The sequence below is a fragment of the Collinsella sp. AF20-14LB genome (genome assembly GCF_003459505.1).
In the GTDB taxonomy this organism is placed as follows: domain Bacteria; phylum Actinomycetota; class Coriobacteriia; order Coriobacteriales; family Coriobacteriaceae; genus Collinsella.
The window spans coordinates 44,393-65,214 of the sequence record NZ_QRWD01000002.1 but is presented as its reverse complement, the minus strand read 5'-3'; the positions used below and the strand labels follow the sequence as shown (position 1 = coordinate 65,214).

Genomic DNA, 20,822 nt, shown 5'->3' with positions numbered 1-20,822 from the left:
ACGCTTATGAGTCATAAGGAAAACCAGGAAAACGCAGAACTATCGATTTATGAGCAGTCGCTGGAAGTTGCGAGGGCAAAAGGCGGAGAAGCGAGACGGAATGTCGCCCGACTGTCGGGCGACATCCGCTTATTCGACAGGCCCGATATTCTTATCACAGCCGAAGACGGAAAAAGAATAGTCGGCATAGAGCACTTCCGAGTTGATCACCATATTGGGAGGGGCAAGAAGGTTGAATCTAAGTCCGCAAGGTTCTCTTCAGATGCAGAGCGGTTTCGAAGACGCCATGAGGATGCAGCTCGTAGGGGCGCTTTGGAAGGAGAGGCTTACCGAGGGTTTGGCGATTTGATCAGCCGGGCGATACGGGAGCAATCAAGCGCCTGCGTTGACGAGATCAGAGCTTCGCTTGACGCGGGACTGTTCGGTAAGAACGGTCGCGGGCATGCGTTCAAGCTCGATGCGTATCGCGAGAACATAACGCAGATTGACGCCAATGCCGATATCCGGCTTGGATTCCTGATCGAGATCCATACGGATTTGCGCCAATGGTTCCTTAATGATGGATTTAAGGAGACCAGGGTATCTCCAGGCCAGTTTCCAATAAGTTGCGAAGCCTATGAGCTTCTCAAGAAAGCCTCGGCTCACGTTGATTGGATCTTGCTTGCGTTTTGCCCGCTTTACGGCGACGAAGTAAGAGACGCTGCGATTATCAGATGCTACAACGGCATGTTCGAAACGAGCGCTGCTCGACAAGGCATTATCCAGACACCATATTTAGGCCTTGGAAAAGAAACGCCTTTCGGCAAGCAGGATAGACAAGGAGAGGTTGAGTTCGGTGCCGGAAACGACAGCGTTGATTATCTGGTCGAAAACACGTCCGAGCTGATGGACCCCTTCGAGTTGTTCAACAACGCGATTTGCGGAGCCGCCGAAGCGCTCAATCTGGCGCGGAAGGCAAAACCCTTTGCTGCGACGACGCCAGTTCAACTTACCTACGATTCAGTGAAGGACATCTTGAAACATAAAAGGAGTCGGGTTGAGCCAAGCGATGTCCTCGAAATTCTCCTTAAAATGGATCCATCCGAGAGGAACCTTCGCACTGAGCAATGGGGGAAGCGCTGGAGTATCGGCAACGCGTAAGTCGCTTTGACTCTAGGGCAAAATATTGGTTAATCGTAATCCGATGGGGGTCTCGATGAAATACAACCTCGATAAACTCAAGAAAGTAGAGCTGCGCGATGTATGGCCCCATGAGGCTCTCGATTTCACCAAATGGCTCTCCGAGGAGCCCAATCTTGCCATATTGAGCTCCGCAGTCGGCATTGAGCTCGAGCTTATAGAGACTGAGTCGTCGGTGGGTTCGTTCAACGTCGACATCTATGCTCAGGAAGCCGGCACCGGACGCAAGGTGATCATCGAGAACCAGCTCGAGGACACCAACCACGACCACCTAGGCAAAGTAATCACTTACGCCGCCGGCAAGGGCGCCGAGGTTGTTGTGTGGGTTGTGGCACGCGCACGCGACGAGCACCGTCAGGCCATTGAGTGGCTCAACCAGCACACCGATAACGATTTCGGGTTCTTTCTAGTGGAGATAGAGCTTTGGTCCATCGGAGACTCCCTGCCCGCTCCGCGTTTCAACGTGGTCGAGCAGCCGAACGAGTGGACGAAGGCCATCAGACTCAGCGAGGGCCTCTCCGAGACCGAGCGCGTCAAGCTATCGTACTGGACCAAGTATCGCGAGGTTGCCCAGGCGACGCCTGAGTTTCTGAAAGCGTTCAACCCGCAGAAGCCCTCGAAAGACCATTGGACCACGTTGCGCTGCGGTACGTCTGCCTACCACATCGCGCTGCTTATAGACACACAACACGGCAGAATCGGCATCGAGTTTTACGCGCCCGACGACAAGGAGATCGGCCACAAGGCCATCGACAACACCTGTTTGTTTGAAGAGCGTCTCGGCCTTGTGGCCACGCCTTTTGACGCCAAGAAGGCGTCGGGGCTTCGCTTCTACAAAGACGGCTGCAAGATCAAGGGCAACGAGGCCGCTTGGCCCAGCTTCATCGACCAACAACTTGAATGGGCACTCACTATGAGGCGGGTCATCGTCGAGCTGGGCCTCTAGTCGCTAACCGCGCCCCATCCCGAAGATGCTGGTGTCGCCATCGGCGCCGGCTTCAGGCGTCTTCGGCACAGCCGAGGGCGCCTTCGTTTGCGGTTCTTTTTTCGCTGGTGCGTCTACCGGCTCGCCAAGCGCCAGGAAGCGTTTGATCACGGCGAACAGGCGCTCGTCGGGGGCAACAATCCTTCAATTTTACGGTCACAGTCTAATACTGACCGCTCGCATTTGTTGCTCAACAAACGCGAGCGGTCAGTGGGCTAAGTTGAAGCAGTATTTGGTTGGAGGAGGAGATAATGGCAGAGCGCTATAACGGTAATGGGTTTGCCATTGGTAATAAAATCGACGAGCTTCTGGAGGGCTGTTCGCAACCAACCATTTTTGCTTTTTGCGGACTGACCTCTCGTCTTGCCAAAACTCTGACATGCAATGAGCGCTCGATCCCGGGCGTTGCTGCTGGCGAATCGACCCCGTTCTTTTCTCCGTCCGAATTTGCTCGGCAAAAGAGGATGGCCGTGGCTCAGATTCTTTCGGCAGATGGCCCAGTCTTGATGTTATTTGAGCAGCTTCTAGAGCTGCGCGGGACGATTAACGAGCTGTTCGATGGCAAGATCGTTGTTGTGCAGAACAACTTGTTCCTTGATGGCGAGGGCGTTCCTTCTCCCGTTGATCCAGATCTGCTCGATGGCTTTGAGTCATCTTTTGACGATATGACACCCGATACGACGGGACTTTCTAAGTACTATGCCAAGTCGGTAAAGGTTGGAAGTGCGCACCTTGTAACGCCGATTATTCCGGATGAGTTTTCCGAGTGGGAAGTCATCGATCTGTTTGATTGCGCTTCTTTTGCGCTGGGTAATGCTTCGTCAATTTCTGAGGGCATCGTCCCTGTTTCGTCGGCTGCGTTTTTGGAATATCGTCTGGGCTTGCTAGGTGGTACGGCTGGTCCTGCTTCTGTTTTGGTGAACGCTCGGGAACTTGAGAGCTATAGGCCCGCTCTGGAGGCGGTCACTTCTGTTGCCCATGCGCTGGGTCTATCCGTTTCCTTTGTGGCACAGCAAGACCAAGAGGAAAAGGTCGAGGAGTCGGGCCGCCTGCTTTCGGTGCTTCAGCGTTACTGGGGCAAGGACGCCTCGTTTAGGAATCTTCGTTTTTACAAGAACCCCGACTTTGACAACGAGATGGAAACGGTGTCTCAGGGTGCTATCTCCGAGTTTGTCGTAAAGCAGGCTGAGGCTGCCCATGCGGGCTCCGTCGATTACAGGAATGTATTTGTAACGGCGCCCACGGGTGCGGGCAAGTCCATTCTGTTCCAGATTCCGGCGCTGTATCTTGCTCGGAAATATCAGCTGGTCACGCTGGTTATTGAGCCGCTGAAGGCCCTAATGATCGACCAGGTCGCTAACTTGCGTAAGCGCGGCGTTAAGAACGTCGTTGCAATCAATTCGGACATTCCCTATGGTGAGCGGCTTGAATCCCTCGACCGTGTTAAAAGCGGCGAGGCCTCCATCATCTACCTGTCTCCGGAACTCTTGCTGGAGTCCTCGATCCAGGCAATTCTCAACGGCCGCGAGCTCGGTCTTGTCGTCATTGACGAGGTCCATACCGTTACCTCTTGGGGTAAAGATTTCCGCCCAGACTACTGGTATCTGGGACCGTATCTGTCTAAGCTCCGCAAAAACGGTATGAGCTTTCCGATCTTCTGCCTTACCGCCACGGCTGTCTACGGCGGGCGCGATGATGTTGTTTCGCATACGGTTGCCGACCTGGAGCTTGGCAACTGCAAGACGTTCCTGGGCAACCCTCGTCGTAACGACATCTCCTTCGACATTGTCTGGAGAAGCAAAAGCGAGCTGCCCGGTCCCATCGAGGAGGTAAAAACCGACCTCGCCGAGCAGTGGATTGATAAGGCCGTGCGCGGCGACCGCCATGCCATTGCCTATTGCCCCTATCAGAGTCATGTCAATGCGATCATCGATCAACGTAGCGTTTCTAATTCTAAGGTCTTGGGCTATCACGGCGGCAAAGATGCCGCGTACAAGAAGATCGTTCAGGACGCGTTTGCGTCGGGTAGCTGCAGGGTGCTTGTGAGCACCAAGGCGTTTGGCATGGGTATCGATATCGATGACATCGATGCCGTGTACCACTATGCGCCGACGGGCAATCTGTCCGACTATATTCAGGAAATTGGCCGTGGCGGTCGCAAGCGCGGCTTGGGGGCCAAGGCCTGCATCGACTTCTTTATGCAGGATGTTCGCTATTCCGAGACGCTGTATGCGCTCTCTAAGTTTAGCCAGTGGAAGCTTAAAGAGATCATGGCCAAGCTGTACGAGGTCTATGCTTCTGCGCCGCAAAAAGACCGCAGCCAGAACTTCCTGGTATCGCCCAATACGTTCTCCTACCTGTTTACGAACGAGAAGGATGAGGACCGCAAGACCAATCGCGTTAAATCGGCCCTGATGATGATCTCTCGCGACCTTGAGGATAAGTTCAACTTCCCGGTTATCGTCGTGCGCCCCAAGGTGTCGTATACCAAGCAGTTTGTTTGCATTGAGCAGGCTGCCGAGCGTAGCTTTACCACGTCCTACGGCAAGTATTTGCGAAAGATCAGCGAGGCCCATACGCGCTACGAGAATCGCGCGGGGCAGCATGCCGTCAAGATCTCGGACATGGGTGCAATCTATGAGCTCAACGTTGGCGACATGTGGGCCAACGAGTTTAGCGAGCTGACCTTTGCCGATTTTAAGCGCCAACTGTTCACAGGCAAGATTTGCTCGCCGACGGGGGAGCCCGCGCTTTCGAACCGCCTGGCGCTCGACGTCAATTACTCCATGCCGTTTGATGAGGCGACGTCGACGCTGTCTGCATTTGCCGAGGCGCTGCACAAGACGTTTATGAGCTTGGCACGTGAGGGCGATTTTTCGGAGAAGGAGTTTACGAAAGAGCTTGCCCATCAGCTTGAGGGGACGTCTCTGGAGGTTAAGAAGCCGTCTGCGCTGTTGAATGCGTTTGTCCGCCCGGTCGATAGCGGCGGGCACTTTGGATCCGACCGGTCCTTTAAGTGCATCAAACGATTCAAAAAGTCTTCGAGGAATACCTATAGCCGCGTGCAGGATGTTCGCTATGGCGTAATCGGGCGCGAGCTTCAGGCGGCCATGAGCAATCTGACCCAGACGCTTGGAAGGTTGCAGTCTCCCGAGGGTAGCAAGCATTGCAGGCGTTATCTGGACAACAAGGCGCTCGACGCTCGCTATGCGCTGGCCGAGATCCTGGAGATTCTCAAGATTGCCACGTACACGGTAAAGGGTGGCGACAATCCGGAGATCTTCATTCGTCTCAACGATGCCTCGAAGGTCAAAGCGTTGGCTTCGGACGGCAGATATTCCAACGGCGTGCTGCGCGAGCTTAACGATCGCCACGAGTATTCGTCCAAGGTTATTAGGGGCTTCTTCTGCTCCACGATGAGTGATTCCGAGCGATGGGATGTGGTCGAGGAGTATTTCCTGGGCAATGACGACTACGTTGCTCAGGTTCTGGGCATCGATGAGAAGCCGGTGGACGAGTCTGCCAAGGCGGCTCCCAAGGTTAGACATGCGGTTGCTAAGCGGCCTACCGGTCTATCGACATCCGTCGTGGCTGAAGGGGCTTCCTATGAGGGCAAGCCGTACTTCCGCGTGTGGAAGGACCTGCTCAACAGCTGTTCTGTGGGTCAGGAGATCACCGACATCCAAAAGCTGAAAGAGTTGGTCAAGAGCAGCAAGCTAGAGATGCCTTGCAAAGACGCGGTGGTCTGTATCGAGAGCACCGACTTTAAGCTTCATCCCGCCTTGCTGTGGAAGAAAAGCCGCGTGATGCTGTTTAACAACTCGCGCGCCGATGAGTTTGCCCACACCCAGGACATCGACTGGAAGTGCTTCATATTGGGTCAAGGAGGGGGAATAGAGGCTATTGCCGACGTAATCGCAAACGCTCCTAAAGAAACTAAGTAGGGCTTACGGCGACTTTATGCATAAAAATGCCGGGGGTAAGCCCCCGGCTCTTGGAGGTCCCTCCACTTGAGGGTGCCGACTTATTTTTAGCATGAGATCGGACGGCTTTCAAATTAGCTAACCCCTGGCAGCTGCGACGCCAGTGTGGCGATGACGGCTTCGTCGCCGGCGTATATTAGGGTGTTGCCATCGGGGATGATTGTTTGGCCTTCGCGCTTGAGCATCACCACAATGAACGGGTGCTTGCCCTGCGGCACGTCGCGCAGACGCTGGCCGGCCAGGCGACCGTGGGGAGTCACGGTGACCGCACGTAGCGTAACCTCGGCACGATCTTCAAACGTATGCGCGGCCATTACCAGAAGGTCGCCTTCCTCAATGACGGTATCGCCGTTGGGCAGCACGGGGCGTGCGCCATTGCGCAGCACCAGGACCACAAGCATGTCCGTTGCGCTGCCAATATCGGCGAGTGAGCGACCGGCAAACGGGTGTCCCGCTCCCACCTTGAGCTTGACGAACGACATGCCGTCCTCGTCGCGGTAGTCATTAAAGGTGCGGCGCACGTCGCCGGCCGCATCGATCATGTCGAGCTTCTTTGCCACCGCCGGCAGCAACGAGCCCTGCACCACAATGCTCGACACGGCAATCACAAACACCAGGTCAAACAGGTCGTGACCGCCGGGAACGCCGGCCACCACGGCAAAGAGGCTAAATACGACCGAAGCCGCGCCGCGCAGACCCGCCCAGCTTATGAGCGCTACCTGGCGAGGGTTCGTCTTAAAGGGCGCCAGCAGCAGACCGACGGCGATGGGGCGGCTCGCAAAGAGCATAAACGCCATGAGCGCAAGGCCGGGTAGCAGCATTTGCGGCAGGCGCGCGGGCGTGACGAGCAGGCCGAGCAAGAAGAAGATCGTCATCTCGGCCATCTCGGTAAGGGTGTCAAAGAAGTGCGCCATCTCGACCTTGCCGGTGATGTCGCTCGCGCCCAGCACAATGCCTGCCAGGTATACGGCCAAAAAGCCGTTGCCGCCCAGGTAGCTCGGCAGTGCGTAGGCGACGATCGCCACGGCGAACAAAAAGATAGTCTGCGCGCCCTCGGCCGTTGCGTGTGCGCGCTCAATCAGGCGGCTGGATATCCAGCCGATGGCAAGGCCCAGCCCCACGCCCAGGATGATCTGCTTGGCCAGCAGCACGGGAATGTCGATGTTGCCACCCGCCGCGAGGGTGGCGAGTACCGCGGTGAGCATGTAGGCGACGGGGTCGTTGGAGCCCGATTCGACCTCGAGCAGCGAGTCGGTGCCGCCCTTTAGCGACAGGTTGTGCTCGCGCAGCACGCTAAAGACGCTCGCCGCGTCGGTCGACGCCACGACCGAGCCCAGCAGCAGGCCGCCGATCCAGTCGAAGCCCAGCACAAAGTGGGCGAACACGCCGGTGATGTCTGCGGTGATGACGACGCCGAGCGTGCTCAGCAGCACCGCCGGCGCGGCGACGGGCTTGGCGCGGTCTATGTTGGTGTTAAAGCCGCCGTAGAACATGATGAACAATAGCGCCGTGCTGCAGACGGTTTCGGTGAGTGCGTAGTCGCTAAAGTCGATATGCGCCGGGCCGTTGACGCCCAACAGCATGCCGAGCGCGATAAAGATAAGCAGGGTGGGGAAGGGGAGCTTTTTGCCAATGGGTTTGATGGTCAGGCACAAAATGATGACGAGGCCGATAAAAAGAAGGATCTGGTTCATGGATGGTGTCCGCTCCTGGGTGGTTGGCGTGGCACGGTTAGTTGTCTGCGGTTATTTGTACCCAAAGATGGTGGGTTTATGGGGTTGGATTGCGGGCGTGCGCGATATCGTCATAGACGGCTGCCGTCTTTGCCTCTGCTCGGAAACCCTTTCCAGCTTTATTGCAACGGAGTACAATGGGTAACGTTTAAGTTCAACTTGAAGTTTTAGTTGCGGCGCCGGGCTTTGGCCGCAATGCAAGGAGAGGCGTACCATGGCGATCTATGTGACATCTGATGCTCACGGGCACGTGCGTGCGCTTGACGAGGCCCTGTCTAAGATTTCGCTGGCGTCCGACGACACGCTGTACGTGCTGGGCGACATGATCGATCGCGGGCCCGATCCGGTCGGCGTTATTAAGCTCGTGCGCTCGCTGCCCAACGCCCTCGTGCTCAAGGGCAATCACGAGCAGATCATGCTCGATGCCATCATTGGCCAGGATCCGCTCGATGCCGAGACCTGGGATATCAACGGTGGCTGGACGACGCGCGAGCAGCTCAACGACATGGAATTTGACGCATACGAGGAGCTCGTGCGATGGATGGCCGCGCTGCCGCTCTACGCGGTGGCCGAGACCGAGGAGCGCCCGTATCTGCTGGTACATGCTGGAATCGAGATGAAGGCGGCGCGCGCGTTTTTGCTTGAGCATGGCGTCGATTGTGCCGATGGCGTTGGAGCGGTGGGTGCCGATCGCGAGCTGCTGCAGCAGATGCTCGCGGTGCAGTCGGCCGATGACCTGCTGTGGATTCGTCACGGCTATTGGGATGCGCCGACCGGGCTGCTTTCTGCCGGGGGCAAGGGTCCGGTCGTGGTGAGCGGTCACACGCCAACGGTGTCGCTCGGGCGTTATTGCGAGGTCGGTGGTCTTGCGGGGCTCGATGAGGAGTCGGGCCGCGGGCAGATCGTGCGCCTGGGCGGCGAGGATGCCGCCGGTGTGCCCGATCGCATCGACATCGACTGCGCTGCCGCCACCGGCTCCGAGTTCGGTCGCGTGGGCATCCTGCGCTTGGACGACGGAGCGGAGTTTTACGCTGACGTTCATCCGGGCGAGTAGGGGCTCCGCCGGAATGTGACAAAGGGGCAGTCCCTTTGTCACATTCGAAAGCGGTCTATCTACTAGAAATGGGGCGCGTCTGCGACCGCGGATGCGCGAAAATGCACGAAAAACCGTCGCAACGGAGTTCAATAACGTTGCGACGGTTCTTTTTTGGCTGCTCGCTGGCTAAGTGAGTAGGCTATTTTAGAAATGCTGAGCACACAACAGATTTGCTTCAATAAAACCGCAGGACACAGACTTGTGCTTTGTCGGCGTGGTCGGCGATTCGACAAAAGCCTACTCACTTAGTTTTGGGTGACGCAAATTAGCTACCTAGGCACCGTATGGGTTGCGATCTCGCTCGATGCGCTGGCGGATGTGGGCGTACTCGACGATCAGCAGCACCAGCAGCAGGGCCATGATGGCCAGGTAGCTCACGACGGCGCCCATCAGGCCGAGCAGATTGATTAGAATCACCGGCAGCACCACGCTCACGGCAAAACAAATCAGGTAGACCTTGGTGACGTCGCCGGCATGGCGCAGCACCGTGATGATGGCGTAGATAAAATCGATGGCCGCGGTGACGCCGCCGGCGACGACCATCAGCAGCGCCAGCGTACGGTAGCGCTCAAAGCTGAGACCGTACATAAAGCTCATGAGGGGAATACCGGGACCTGCCATAAATGCGGCGCACACGCCGGTGATGACCACGATCAGCGCCATAACGGCAACAATAATCAGGTCAAAGCGACGACGCTTGCGAGGATTAGCCCAAATACTCGACAAGCGCAGGAGCTGCGGTTTATAGATAAATCCAATGCTCAGCAAAATAGCCTGCGCCGGAAAGAACAGGGCATTAAAGTACAGCTGGTATTTGTAGGCTAGTGTTCCTTCCATCACAAACTTGGGCATGCTCTCGATAAGGTTGAACAGGAACAGCGCACCAAAGAGTGGGGCGCACTGGACAAACAGGTGGCCGACCTCGCGCAGGCTCACGCGGCGCGATTTTTCGGTTTCGAGCAGGGCGAGCGGGGCGGTGACCAGCACGAGCGAGGCAATCGCGGCGATGCCCATGGCCATGGTCGCGATGGGCATGCTACGCGTGAGGAACAGTGCCACGCTAAAGACCGCGATGACGCCGACGGAGCGTAGCGTTTGGCTCATGCCGGCCAGATAGAGCTTGTCTGCCTGCTGCAGACGGCCCTCGTACACGTCGGCGATGCCGTCGATCACCTTATAGAGGTAGACGCCCAGGCCGATCGTGGCCATCTGCGCATCGTAGCCGCGGGCGCTGCTGTATACCAGGCCGCATGCCAGCGCGAGCGCTCCGCAGATCCAACGATTGAGCTGGAAGGAGGCGAAGGACGTCTTTTCGTCGATGTCTGAGACCTGGAAATTGCGCACGCCGTAGTTGCATGCGATCATGATGAGCGTGCCGGTGACGAAGGCGATGGAGAATTTGCCTGCTTCTTCGGCGCCCACGAGTTGCGTCGACACAATGGTGAGCAGCGGAAACGCCATGCCCCACACGGCGGTGCCGAGGGTGTTCCAAAGATAGTCGCGACTGGTGGCGTGCTCTTCGTATTCCGCTTCCTGCATGGAGAAGCCGCCGCCGTAGACGGCGCCGAGCAGACGGTTCCACCAAGCGTTGACCATGCGGCGGACGGGGCCGGGCTCCCGATCGTGTTCGCGCCGGTGACGGCGCGTGGCCTGGCTGCTGTCGGGGCCGCCGGCGTTGCGCTGACTCAGCTCCTGGATGCGTGCGAGCTCTTCGGCCGTGTGGGAGGCAGGGAAGAGGCCGTTCTCGATGCGACCGCCCTGGGCCTTCGCGGCGCCGTCTCTCGATGCAGCGGGGTTGGAGATGCCATTGCGGCGGGCGATGGCGCGGCGAATGCTATCGAGGGGCGTGATGCTCAAAGCGGAGTCCTTTCTATTGCTGCGCTCTAGTATAGACACCGCGGTGTTCGCTCGTGTTTTTGAACAGGTTGTTCGATAATTTCGGCGGCGCCATTCGGTAGTCGGCACTTAGGGACGTTCCTTATGTGCCGGCACTTTGGGAACGTCCCTAAGTGCCGGCATCCGGGGACGCTCCTTGGTTGTTGCCTTTTCAAGAGTGTCCCCAACGACTAGTCGTTTAAGAACGTCCCCAATGACTACCCAATGACTAGGCCGCTTGCGTGCGATTTTTGACCGTTGGGCGGGCGCTTCGCCGTTGCCGCAAAAACGTTTTTGCATATCGGGTACAACGGGCTTTACGTGAGTAAAGTGCGCGTCGCGTCCACGTGTCGCGTTTTTAAAGGAGGCCCCATGCCTGGTGTTACCCCTGCAGAAGTTTTGTCCAACTTTGGTATTACGCTCGTTGAAGATCCCGCCGAGAATCAACCCCGTCTGCTGGTCGATCTACCCGCCGCGGAGCTCGTCGAGCACGCTATCCGCCGCGAAGAAGGCCGCATGGCATCCAACGGCGCGCTGGTGATCGAGACGGGGGAGCGTACCGGCCGTTCCCCCAATGACCGCTTTATCGTCGACACCCCCGATGTCCACGACAAAATTGCCTGGGGCGCCGTCAACCGCCCGCTGTCCGTCGAGAGCTATGAGGCCATCAAGGCCGGCATCGTCGACTATCTCAACGAGCGCGACGTGTTCGTCACCCGCGGCATGGCGGGCGCCGACCGCAACCACACGCGTCGCCTGCTCGTTGCCTGCGAGCGTGCCAGCCAGGCACTCTTTATTAAGCAGATGCTCGCCCGCCCGCTCGCCCGCGAAATCGCGCGCACCGGCGAGCCCGACTTCTGCGTGCTCGCAGCGCCCGGCTATCAGTGCGACCCTGCCATCAAGGGCCTCAACTCCAGCGCCGCCGTGGTCATCAACTTCCAGGAACGCGTGATTCTGGTCGCCGGCACCGGCTACTCCGGCGAGATTAAAAAGTCGATCTTTAGCGTCATGAACTATCTGCTGCCCGTCGAGGACGACGCGCTGCCCATGCACTGCTCGGCCAGCATGGATCCTGTCACGCACGAGACCGCCGTGTTCTTTGGCCTGTCCGGCACCGGCAAGACCACGCTTTCGGCCAACCCCACGCGGCTGCTGATCGGCGACGACGAGCACGGTTGGTCCGACATGGGCATCTTCAACATCGAGGGTGGCTGCTACGCCAAATGCGAGGGCCTGGACGCGTTCCACGAGCCCGAGATCTTCAACGCCGTCCGCTTTGGTGCCATCTGCGAAAACGTGGTGCTCGACGAGAACCGCAAGCCCAACTACGACGACATCTCGATCACGCACAACACGCGCGTGGCCTACCCCGTCGAGCATATCCCCAACGCGTGGACCAAGGGCATGGGCACCACTCCAAGCGTCGTGCTCTTCCTGACCTGCGATGCCTTTGGCGTGCTGCCGCCCATCTCGCGCCTGACGGCCGACGCCGCCATGTATCACTTTGTGACGGGCTTTACGGCCAAGATCCCCGGCACCGAGGTCGGCGTCACCGAGCCCACGCCCACGTTCTCTTCGCTGTTTGGCGAGCCGTTTATGCCGCTCGACCCCATGGTCTATGCCAAGATGCTCGGTGAGCGCATCGCCGACGGCCGCACGCGTGTGTACCTGGTCAACACCGGCTGGATTGGCGGCGGCTACGGCGTGGGCCATCGCATCGAGCTTGCCTACACGCGCGCCCTGGTGGCCCGCGCCCTCGACGGTACCATCGAGGACAGCGAATTCGTGCATGACGATATCTTTAACGTCGACATTCCCACCACGTGCCACGGCGTGCCCGACGGCATCCTGGTGCCGCGCCAGTACTGGCAGAGCACCGCGCGCTACGACGAGGCGGCGCACAACTTGGCCGTGATGTTCGAGGAGAACTTTGAGAAGAAGTACTCGCACCTGCCCGAGTCCGTGAAGGCCGCCGGTCCGCACGCTCAGGTGCACGCCGACGCCCGTCATCGCGGCCGCGGCCTGCTGGGACTCCGACACTAGCGTTGCTTCAGACCCAAAACCACCATAAAGGGGACAGGCACCTTTGTGGTGGTTTTACTCGCGCGGATGACTCGGGTTACAATACGCCTGACATATTGCCCCCTTCTCCGGATGGGGGCAGCGTAAGCGCTCTTGTGGCGGCACCGTAGGACTTTGAAGGTGGCCGCTGTAAGAGCGCTTTTTGTTTAGACGCTCGCGTGGGGCGAATCGTGAAGGGAGCACGTATGAAGGGCTTTATTGCCGAGGATTCGTTTTGGGAGCTATTTCCGCAGGCGGCTGTCGGTGTTGTGGTCGTAAAGGGCATGAAGCCCGCGGCTCAGATTCCTCAAGAGGACGTTGATGCGATTGCCGCGTTGCTCGACCGCGCCAATATCGATGCGGAGCGTCACCTGACGAGTGATACCATCAGCGAGAATGCGCCGGTTAAGGCATGGCGCGAGGCATATCGCCTATTCAAGACCAAGAAGGGCGCGCGTTGCTCAATTGAGAACCTGCTCAAGCGCGTGCTCAAAGGCAAGCCGGTGGGCCACATTACGCCCGCGGTGGACATCTACAACACGGTGTCGCTGTCCTACGCGCTGCCCGTAGGCGGCGAGGATTTGCACGCGATTGAGGGAGACCTTTGCCTGAAGGTGACCGACGGTGGCGATTCATTTCTGCCGCTTGGCGAGGAGACAGATGACCCGACGCTTCCCGGCGAGCTCGCCTACATCGATGATGCGGGCGCCGTATGCCGCTGCTGGAACTGGCGCGATGGCGTTCGAACGGCGTTGTCCGATGATTCGGCCGATGCTTTCCTGGCGATTGAGTGCGTGGAGCCCGAGCGGATGGGGGATTGCCAGGCCGCGATCGATCGCTTAGCCGAGCTGCTCGAGCGCTATCTGGGAGCGACGGTTGTCGTTAAAACGCTTGTGACCCGCGACAATCCTTGCGTGGGGCTGTAGCGAAGTCTGCGGATCAAACTCGATGCCCCAAACCACCACAAAGGTGCCTGTCCCCTTTGTGGTGGTTTTTATGTTGATGGGTTAACAAATGGGATATTTGGGTACGGGTGTTGCCTTGTGCGGCTAAGATGTTTACCCGTTAGCATCATGTAAGCGAAAGGCGGTCGTCACCATGCAGCAGAACGACGAGACACGTTTCGAGGACTTTGTCGGACTGATCAGCGGGCTCTACAAGGAGATCCAGCGTATCAAGACGTCCGAAGGCGCAAGGCTGGGCCTCAAGGGCTCCGACGTTATGTGCCTGTACTATCTTGAGCGCAGCAAGGACGGCCTGACTGGCGCCGACCTCGCCCGCATGGCCGGCGTTACCCGTGCCGCCGTTTCGCGCACACTGGCACATCTGGAGGAGGGCGGCTACGTCGAGGTTGACGACTCGGGTGATGCGGCCGTCAAGTATCGTGCTCCGGTGCGCCTGACTGCCCTGGGCGGCGAGAGCATGAGCGAGGCCGATCGCATCATTCGCGAGGTGCTCGATACCACCGGCAAGGCCATGGGCGTGGAGCAGCGCGAGCAGATGTATGCATCGCTGCGCACGATCCTCAACACCCTGCGCGAGATCTAGAGCCGCGCTGGCGCTAGCTTTCAGCCAAGAACTGCATCGTCCCGTTTGAGCGCGTACGCCGTGCCGGGACATTGCTGTCAAAATTCCCTGCGCGAGACCTGCGCAAGAAAGGATTCGTTATGTCCGTCCGCATTATTACCGATTCCGCAAGCGATATGTCGCCGGCGGAGCACCCCGCTCTGCGTGTTCTGCCGCTGTCCGTCACCTTTGGCACCGATGTGTATATGGATGGCGTCGACATCGATCACCAGCGCTTTTACGAGATGCTTGTGGAGCGCGATGAGCTGCCCAAGACCGGTCAGGTCAACCCGTACGCCTTTTCGCAGGCGATTGCCGAAGCGCGTGAGGCCGGCGATGAGGCCGTGATTATTACCGTGGGAGCCAAGCTCTCGGGCACCAACCAGAGTGCTCGTACGGCACTTGCCGAGGCGCCGGGCGGCGACATGTTCGTCGTGGACAGCAATAACGTGACCTTGGGCGAGCGCGTGCTGGTCGAGTATGCGCTGCGCCTGGTGGACGAGGGCCAGGGCGCGGCTCAGGTTGCGGCGGCTGTCGAGGCCGTGCGCGACCGCGTGGTCGTCATCGGCCTGCTCGAGACGTTGGAGTACCTGGTGCGCGGCGGTCGCCTGTCTGCTGCGGCCGGTGCCGTGGGTACGCTGCTCAACGTAAAGCCCGTGGTGGCTGCCGAGGACGGTCTGATCGTGCAGCTGGGCAAGGCGCGCGGTTCCAAGAACGGACGTAACCTGCTCAACCAGAAGGTCGAAAAGGCGGGCGGCATCGACTTTTCCATGCCGCTGGCGCTCGGCTATACGGGCCTTTCGGATGCGGTGCTCAAGAAGTATATCGAGGACAGCGCGGCACTGTGGGCTGGCCACACCGAGGGCGAACTGCCCGTTCACACCATCGGCGCCACCATCGGCACCCATGTAGGCCCCGGCGCCGTAGCCGTAGCCTTCTTCCAGCCCGTTAACTAGCCCACCTGCCAAAACCACCACAAAGGGGACAGGCACCTTTGTGGTGGTTTATGCTATTCCGGGTGGAAGGGAGCGAGCAATGGCGTCTGAGGGCTTTTTTGAGCGGGTGTACGAGGTGGTCGAGCAGATTCCCGAGGGGATGGTCGCCACGTATGGTCAGGTGGCGCTGCTTGCTGGACGTCCACGAAGTGCGCGGTACGTGGGGTATGCCCTGCATGGCAATCCGCGCCCCGGCGAGATTCCCTGTCACCGCGTGGTGTTTGCCGATGGCCGCATATGCGATGGTTTTGCTTTTGGCGGTCCCGATGCTCAACGTGAGCTTTTGCTAGGGGAGGGTGTGGCGTTTAAGGACGACATGCACGTCGACTTGGCCGCCTGTCGCTGGCCTGCAGGGCTCTAGCGGCTCTGCCGTGGTTAAAACCACCACAAAGGTGCCTGTCCCCTTTGTGGTGGTTCTAGTTTACCTGAGCTAACTTATGGAGAAGCTATGGGGGAACATATTGACGCTACAAAGTAAACCACGGTGAACTATATTGTATTCAGCAACGGAGCAGGCAATAGGCGATGAAAAAGCCTGCCCTGTTGAGTTTGATTCGCATTCCTCCCCTCTGTGCGATTCAACGGTGTACTTCGGGAACAGGCCCGCTGGCAACTAACTGCCAGCGGGCCTGTTCCTGTTTTTCGGGGGAGTGCAATGGGCAGAGCCGAACCGGTCGGGCACCAAAAAAGGCGGACGCACTAGCGCCCGCCCTATAGCAATCGAAAGTTCTAGCCAGCAGATCGATCTAGTACACCATGCCCATGGCGTCCTGAACCTCGGCCAGGGTCTGCTCGGCAATCTCGTTGGCGCGACGGTTGCCCTCGTGCAGCACGTCCTTCACATAGTCCAGGTCGTTTTCGTAGCGCTGACGACGCTCGCGGATCGGCGCGAAGTACTCGTTGACGGCCTCGGTCACGTACTTCTTGAGCTGGCCGGAGCCGCCCATGCCAATCTCTTCGGCAATCTCGACCTCGGAACGGCCAGTGCAGATGGCGGCCGTCGAAAGCAGACCGGACACGCCGGGGCGGTTCTCGGGATCGAATGTGATCATGCGCTCGGAGTCGGTCTGGCTCTTCTTGATGCGCTTGGCCGTCTCCTCGGCGGTCATCGAGATGTTGATGGCGTTGCCGTAGCTCTTGCTCATCTTGCGACCGTCCAGGCCCGGCAGTAGCGGGGTCTCGGACAGCAGCGCTTCGACCTCGGGGAACACTTTGCCGTAGCGGTTGTTAAAGCGGCGGCCGATGGTGCGGGTGAGCTCGATGTGCGGCAGCTGGTCGCGACCGACGGGCACCACATTGCCCTTGCAGAACAGGATGTCGCAGGCCTGGTGCACCGGGTAGGTGAGCAGAAGGCCGGTGAGCTCGTGGCCCGAGGCCTCCATCTCGGCCTTGACCGTGGGGTTGCGCGCCAGCTCGGCCTCGGAGACCAGCGACAGGAACGGCAGCATGAGCTGGTTGGCGGCGGGCACGGCGGAGTGCGCGTAGATCATGGTCTTGTCGGGGTCGATGCCGCAGGCAAGGTAGTCCATGACCATGTTGTACACGTTGTCCTGGATGTGCTCGGTCGTGTCGCGGTCGGTGATGACCTGGTAGTCGGCGATGAGTACGTTGGTCTTGGCACCCATGTTCTGCAGCTCCACACGGCCCTTGAGGGTGCCGAAGTAGTGACCCAGGTGCAGGCGGCCGGTGGGGCGGTCGCCGGTAAGCATGGTGAACTTCTCGGGCGTTTTTGCCAGGCCCTCGCGAATGGCGTTGCTCTTTTGCAGCGCGACTTCGTAGCTGTTCTCGTTTGGCATGATTGCTCCTAACGTATGTTCATTGGTCAAGATGATAACGCGTTTATTGGAGGGGCGGGTCGTAAGTAGGCGAGGGGCGGGAGATCGGCGGCATGTGCGATGGGCGCGGCATGGCTGCGCGTTTGGCCGGCGGCGCCTGGGCGCTTCCTCGGCAGCTTACCCTAGAGCTTGTGGTGGCGCTCTTCCTTACGTTCCTCGGCTGCCTGCTCCTCCTGCTTAAAGGCGGGGTCGTCGGGGGTGACGAGCTCATCCTCGTGTGTGCGCTTGTTGTAATGGTGGCGCAGCACGGGCTCAAACAGATGTAGATGCTTGGCAAAGGCCGCCGAACCAATGGCGAGCACGGTAAAGATGAGCACGCGCATGGGCACCTCGACCTGGTTAATCGCGGCGGCGCCGGCCGAAAGCATGATGCACCAGGCGTAGATGAGGAGCACTGCCTGTTTTTGGTTGTAGCCTTCTTGGATCAGGCGGTGGTGGATGTGGCCCTTGTCGGCCTGCCCGATGCTAATGTGGGCGCGCTTGCGGCGCACGATGGCGCTAAACGTGTCGATGATGGGCACGCCGGCAACGATGAGCGGAATGATAAGCGAGGTGAGCGCGGCGGTGCGGCTCACGTTGAGCAGCGAGATGGAGCCCAGCGCAAAGCCCAGAAGCAGCGACCCCGAGTCGCCCAAGAAGATGCTTGCGGGGTTGAAGTTGTAGCGCAAAAAGGCCAGACAGGCGCCAAAGAGCGCAATGGAGAGCGCGGCGGCGTCGATGCGGCCCGAGAGAACGGCCATCGAAAACATGGTGAACGACGCGATGCCGCAGATGCCCGTGGCCAAGCCGTCGAGGCCGTCGATGAGGTTAATGATGTTGGTGAATGCCACCAGATAGATCACGGTGATGGGGTAGGCGAGCCATCCGAGCATGATCTCGCCGGGGGCAAACGGGTTGACGATGACGCCGATCCGCAGGCCGCCGATACAGGCGATAAGCGCGGCGAGGACCTGTCCGGCCAGCTTTTGCTTGGGCTTGAGCTGGAAGACGTCGTCGATAGCGCCGGTCGCAAAGATGACGGTAAAAGAAAGCGCAAGTATGGGGTAGCTGATGTGCAGACGGGGGTGGGGCACCAAAACGGGCGGCCAACCCAGGTACCAGGTGCCTAGGATTTGCACAATACAGGCAACGACCAGGCCCAAAAACACCGCCGTTCCGCCCAAACGCGGGATGGGCTTGGTGTTGATGCGGCGCTTAGAAGGATAGTCGACGGCGTCGAGCTTAATTGCCAAGCGCTTGACCAGGGGCACCGTGAGGAAGGTCGTGATAAAGGCCGCCGCTGCCACGCATAGATACGGTATGTAGCTCGGGGATGAAGCCATGAATCTAAAAACCGCCAAGCGTCGAAGGAAAAGGTCAAAGGTTGCTAAGCGCAAAGGGCATAGCCGAACCATGATACTCGACCAAGGGGGGTGCATGGAATTGCACGCAGCGATAATCACGCGCTTACCAGATATTGGGATGTTGTCGATGGATTGTCGGGATACCGGCGGGGATCCATATGGGCTGTAATGGTGGTTTTCGGCAAATAAAAACCACCCCCCACGTTACGAAAATGAACCCACCTAAAACAGGTGGGTGCCCTCATCGACTGTTCCAGCGTCCTTAACAACGAAGGATACCTGTACTAGGTACGACTGTGTGGGCTCCCTAAATAAACGCGACGGTTCACCCAGTTGCTCCGCGGGGGGCGGAATACCTACATCATAAAGCGGCACTTTATCGATTCCAGTCTTGACATTACAAAAATCGTGTCGGACGATTACGGCGCCTTGGGCTCGAGCCGTCTGTGCGGTTGGTCCCTTTACGTTTGAGCTGCTGAATCGTTGTTTTGGAGCATGTTTTTATGTCGACGCCGTTGACCGAACTTTTTTCGCCCGCCTGCCATTTGTGTCCGCGCCGTTGCGGTGCGGTGCGCGACGAGGGTGCGCACGGCGTATGCGGTGCCGATGACACGCTCAAGGTGGCCCGCGCGGCGCTCCATATGTGGGAGGAGCCGCCCATTTCGGGCGAGGCCGGCTCGGGTACGATTTTCTTTAGCGGCTGTTCGCTCAAATGTATCTATTGCCAGAACCACGAGATCTCGACGGGCAATTTTGGGCTTGAGATTTCGCCCGAGCGCCTGGTCGAGATTATGCTGGAGCTGCAGGACCAAGGTGCCAATAACATCAATCTGGTGACGGCGACGCATTATGCTCACCTGCTGCCGGCCGCGATTGCCGCAGCTCGGGAGCGCGGACTGGTCATTCCAATCGTCTACAACACGAGCGGTTATGAGCGTGCGAGTGCCGTGGCGGCGCTCGGCGATTTGGTCGACGTGTGGCTTACCGACTTTAAGTATGCCAATGCGGCGCTTGCGCAGTCACTCTCTCATATTAAGGACTACCCGCGCGTGGCTGTGTCGGGTCTGGCCCAGATGGCGCGCGAAATTGAGCGCCGCGGGGGAGAGCTGGTAGACGGGGACGGGCTCATGAAGCGCGGCATAATCGTGCGTCATCTGGTGCTGCCGGGGCATGCGGACGATTCGTGCCGCGTGTTGGACCTGGTGTGGCAGACGATGGGCGACGTGCCGATCTCGGTCATGAACCAGTACACGCCCAATGCCCTCATGCGCGAACAAGGCGGCGACCTGGCGCGCGCCGTGACGCGCGAGGAGTACGAGCAGGTGCTCGACCATGCCGACGACCTGGGCTTTACGACGATGTTTTGGCAAGAAGGTGGAGCGGTAGACGAGAGCTTCACCCCGGCGTTCGACACCACCGGCGTCCTCACCAGCGCAAAGTAGTGCGCTCGCCGATGATTTTTCTGGGACGGGGATTAAAAAATCATCGAGAGGATCGCCTGCTCGAAAAGTTGTCAAAATAGCCGCGTCCCAAAAAGACTGGGTATTGGGCGTTGACAGTTGGCGAGCCGTAGGTAAAATATCAACTTGTCTTGGGGACGTAGCTCAGTTGGGAGAGCGCTGCCGTCGCATGGCAGAGGCCGAGGGTTCGACTCCCTTCGTCTCCACCCTTGGATTTGATAAGCCGCTGACATTGTGTCGGCGGCTTTTTTTAAAAGAAAGGGCTGTACCATGGCCAAGCTTGAGTCCCAACCACTGTCTGCCGAGGAACGCGCCGAGTTGGAAGAGCTCCGCGCCGAGAAAGCTCGTCGCGAGGCCCAGGAAGAGGCACGCCGCGAGCGTGAGGAGCTGGCCGCCCTGCGTGCCGAGCGTGCGAAGGCCGAGGAGGCCGCCGCGAACGTCGCCCCCGCGCCCAAGCCCGCCGCCGCGAAGCCCGCGCCCACCGCACCTAAACCTCAGCCTAAAAAGGTCGCTCGTTCCAAGTCCGTCGAGCCCAAGCCGAGCCGTGACGAGATGACCTTTGCCCAGCGCATGGTCACCTCCAAGGAGCCTACGGGCGAGAACGAGATCCCTGGCATGGCGCCGGCTCAAAAAATCATCATTGTCCTTGCCCTCATCGCGTTTGTCATCTTTATGGGCTACACGATCCTGACCAGCATGGGCCTGCTCTAG

At 58.9% G+C, this 20,822-nt stretch carries 16 protein-coding genes and 1 tRNA gene; 12 read left to right on the top strand and 5 right to left on the bottom strand.

Translation table 11 applies throughout. From position 1 onward, the window contains the following. Positions 1-6: 6 nt before the first annotated feature. A complete protein-coding gene (locus tag DWX63_RS01565; protein ID WP_117842601.1) occupies positions 7-1,140 on the top strand; it encodes a hypothetical protein in 1,134 nt (377 codons plus the stop codon). A gap of 55 nt (positions 1,141-1,195) precedes the next feature. Continuing rightward, entirely contained in the window at positions 1,196-2,125 is a 930-nt protein-coding gene (locus DWX63_RS01560; RefSeq protein WP_117842600.1) for a DUF4268 domain-containing protein, read from the top strand. A 3-nt stretch (positions 2,126-2,128) separates the two neighbouring features. Here the strand turns inward: DWX63_RS01560 and DWX63_RS11190 are convergent, their stop codons facing one another. Continuing rightward, positions 2,129-2,275, bottom strand: a complete 147-nt coding sequence (locus DWX63_RS11190; RefSeq protein WP_158559584.1) for a hypothetical protein — start codon at positions 2,273-2,275, stop codon at positions 2,129-2,131. 140 nt (positions 2,276-2,415) lie between these two features. Between DWX63_RS11190 and DWX63_RS01555 the strand changes: the two genes are divergently transcribed. Then, a complete protein-coding gene (locus DWX63_RS01555) occupies positions 2,416-6,108 on the top strand; it encodes a DEAD/DEAH box helicase (protein ID WP_117842599.1) in 3,693 nt (1,230 codons plus the stop codon). 113 nt (positions 6,109-6,221) lie between these two features. Here DWX63_RS01555 and DWX63_RS01550 read toward each other — a convergent pair whose 3' ends face one another. Beyond that, positions 6,222-7,841 carry a potassium/proton antiporter gene (locus DWX63_RS01550; protein ID WP_117842598.1) on the bottom strand — a complete coding sequence of 540 codons (1,620 nt, stop codon included), beginning with the start codon at positions 7,839-7,841 and terminating at the stop codon, positions 6,222-6,224. A 253-nt stretch (positions 7,842-8,094) separates the two neighbouring features. Between DWX63_RS01550 and DWX63_RS01540 the strand changes: the two genes are divergently transcribed. Then, entirely contained in the window at positions 8,095-8,934 is an 840-nt protein-coding gene (locus tag DWX63_RS01540; protein ID WP_117842597.1) for a metallophosphoesterase, read from the top strand. A 315-nt stretch (positions 8,935-9,249) separates the two neighbouring features. Here DWX63_RS01540 and DWX63_RS01535 read toward each other — a convergent pair whose 3' ends face one another. Next, on the bottom strand, positions 9,250-10,833 hold the full coding sequence (locus DWX63_RS01535) for a lipopolysaccharide biosynthesis protein (protein ID WP_370445864.1): 1,584 nt from the start codon (positions 10,831-10,833) through the stop codon (positions 9,250-9,252). A 390-nt stretch (positions 10,834-11,223) separates the two neighbouring features. On the opposite strand from DWX63_RS01535, the gene pckA reads away from it, so the two are divergent. The 5 genes from pckA (at position 11,224) to DWX63_RS01510 (ending at position 15,834) form a co-directional block, all read left to right on the top strand. Then, positions 11,224-12,894: a phosphoenolpyruvate carboxykinase (ATP) gene (gene pckA, locus DWX63_RS01530; RefSeq protein ID WP_199411060.1), complete on the top strand. Its 1,671-nt coding sequence runs from the start codon at positions 11,224-11,226 to the stop codon at positions 12,892-12,894. 224 nt (positions 12,895-13,118) lie between these two features. Then, complete coding sequence (locus DWX63_RS01525; RefSeq protein WP_117803081.1) at positions 13,119-13,838, top strand: B3/4 domain-containing protein; 720 nt, start codon at positions 13,119-13,121, stop codon at positions 13,836-13,838. A 172-nt stretch (positions 13,839-14,010) separates the two neighbouring features. Continuing rightward, on the top strand, positions 14,011-14,460 hold the full coding sequence (locus DWX63_RS01520; protein ID WP_022093866.1) for a MarR family winged helix-turn-helix transcriptional regulator: 450 nt from the start codon (positions 14,011-14,013) through the stop codon (positions 14,458-14,460). Between the two features lie 119 nt (positions 14,461-14,579). After that, on the top strand, positions 14,580-15,434 hold the full coding sequence (locus DWX63_RS01515; RefSeq protein WP_117641033.1) for a DegV family protein: 855 nt from the start codon (positions 14,580-14,582) through the stop codon (positions 15,432-15,434). A gap of 79 nt (positions 15,435-15,513) precedes the next feature. Continuing rightward, complete coding sequence (locus DWX63_RS01510) at positions 15,514-15,834, top strand: MGMT family protein (protein WP_089572047.1); 321 nt, start codon at positions 15,514-15,516, stop codon at positions 15,832-15,834. A gap of 385 nt (positions 15,835-16,219) precedes the next feature. Here DWX63_RS01510 and trpS read toward each other — a convergent pair whose 3' ends face one another. Continuing rightward, the gene (trpS, locus tag DWX63_RS01505; RefSeq protein WP_117806382.1) at positions 16,220-17,269 is read right to left on the bottom strand and encodes a tryptophan--tRNA ligase; all 1,050 of its coding nucleotides are present in this window, start codon (positions 17,267-17,269) and stop codon (positions 16,220-16,222) included. A gap of 161 nt (positions 17,270-17,430) precedes the next feature. Continuing rightward, positions 17,431-18,630, bottom strand: a complete 1,200-nt coding sequence (locus DWX63_RS01500; protein WP_117637805.1) for an MraY family glycosyltransferase — start codon at positions 18,628-18,630, stop codon at positions 17,431-17,433. 524 nt (positions 18,631-19,154) lie between these two features. Here DWX63_RS01500 and DWX63_RS01495 point away from each other — a divergent pair. The 3 genes from DWX63_RS01495 to DWX63_RS01485 all read left to right on the top strand — a co-directional run bounded on the left by DWX63_RS01495 (position 19,155) and on the right by DWX63_RS01485 (position 20,822). Beyond that, complete coding sequence (locus tag DWX63_RS01495; RefSeq protein ID WP_117637806.1) at positions 19,155-20,093, top strand: radical SAM protein; 939 nt, start codon at positions 19,155-19,157, stop codon at positions 20,091-20,093. A 151-nt stretch (positions 20,094-20,244) separates the two neighbouring features. Further along, a tRNA-Ala gene (locus DWX63_RS01490) sits at positions 20,245-20,317 on the top strand. 64 nt (positions 20,318-20,381) lie between these two features. Further along, complete coding sequence (locus DWX63_RS01485) at positions 20,382-20,822, top strand: hypothetical protein (RefSeq protein ID WP_117635034.1); 441 nt, start codon at positions 20,382-20,384, stop codon at positions 20,820-20,822.

Bases quoted from the DNA above. Each gene is read 5' to 3' on its own strand.
- DWX63_RS01485 (WP_117635034.1), top strand. From the start codon at position 20,382: ATGGCCAAGCTTGAGTCCCAACCACTGTCTGCCGAGGAACGCGCCGAG.
- trpS (WP_117806382.1), bottom strand. From the start codon at position 17,269: ATGCCAAACGAGAACAGCTACGAAGTCGCGCTGCAAAAGAGCAACGCC.
- DWX63_RS01500 (WP_117637805.1), bottom strand. From the start codon at position 18,630: ATGGCTTCATCCCCGAGCTACATACCGTATCTATGCGTGGCAGCGGCG.
- DWX63_RS01495 (WP_117637806.1), top strand. From the start codon at position 19,155: ATGTCGACGCCGTTGACCGAACTTTTTTCGCCCGCCTGCCATTTGTGT.
- DWX63_RS01565 (WP_117842601.1), top strand. From the start codon at position 7: ATGAGTCATAAGGAAAACCAGGAAAACGCAGAACTATCGATTTATGAG.
- DWX63_RS01555 (WP_117842599.1), top strand. From the start codon at position 2,416: ATGGCAGAGCGCTATAACGGTAATGGGTTTGCCATTGGTAATAAAATC.
- DWX63_RS01510 (WP_089572047.1), top strand. From the start codon at position 15,514: ATGGCGTCTGAGGGCTTTTTTGAGCGGGTGTACGAGGTGGTCGAGCAG.
- DWX63_RS01520 (WP_022093866.1), top strand. From the start codon at position 14,011: ATGCAGCAGAACGACGAGACACGTTTCGAGGACTTTGTCGGACTGATC.
- pckA (WP_199411060.1), top strand. From the start codon at position 11,224: ATGCCTGGTGTTACCCCTGCAGAAGTTTTGTCCAACTTTGGTATTACG.
- DWX63_RS01515 (WP_117641033.1), top strand. From the start codon at position 14,580: ATGTCCGTCCGCATTATTACCGATTCCGCAAGCGATATGTCGCCGGCG.
- DWX63_RS01540 (WP_117842597.1), top strand. From the start codon at position 8,095: ATGGCGATCTATGTGACATCTGATGCTCACGGGCACGTGCGTGCGCTT.
- DWX63_RS01560 (WP_117842600.1), top strand. From the start codon at position 1,196: ATGAAATACAACCTCGATAAACTCAAGAAAGTAGAGCTGCGCGATGTA.
- DWX63_RS01525 (WP_117803081.1), top strand. From the start codon at position 13,119: ATGAAGGGCTTTATTGCCGAGGATTCGTTTTGGGAGCTATTTCCGCAG.
- DWX63_RS01550 (WP_117842598.1), bottom strand. From the start codon at position 7,841: ATGAACCAGATCCTTCTTTTTATCGGCCTCGTCATCATTTTGTGCCTG.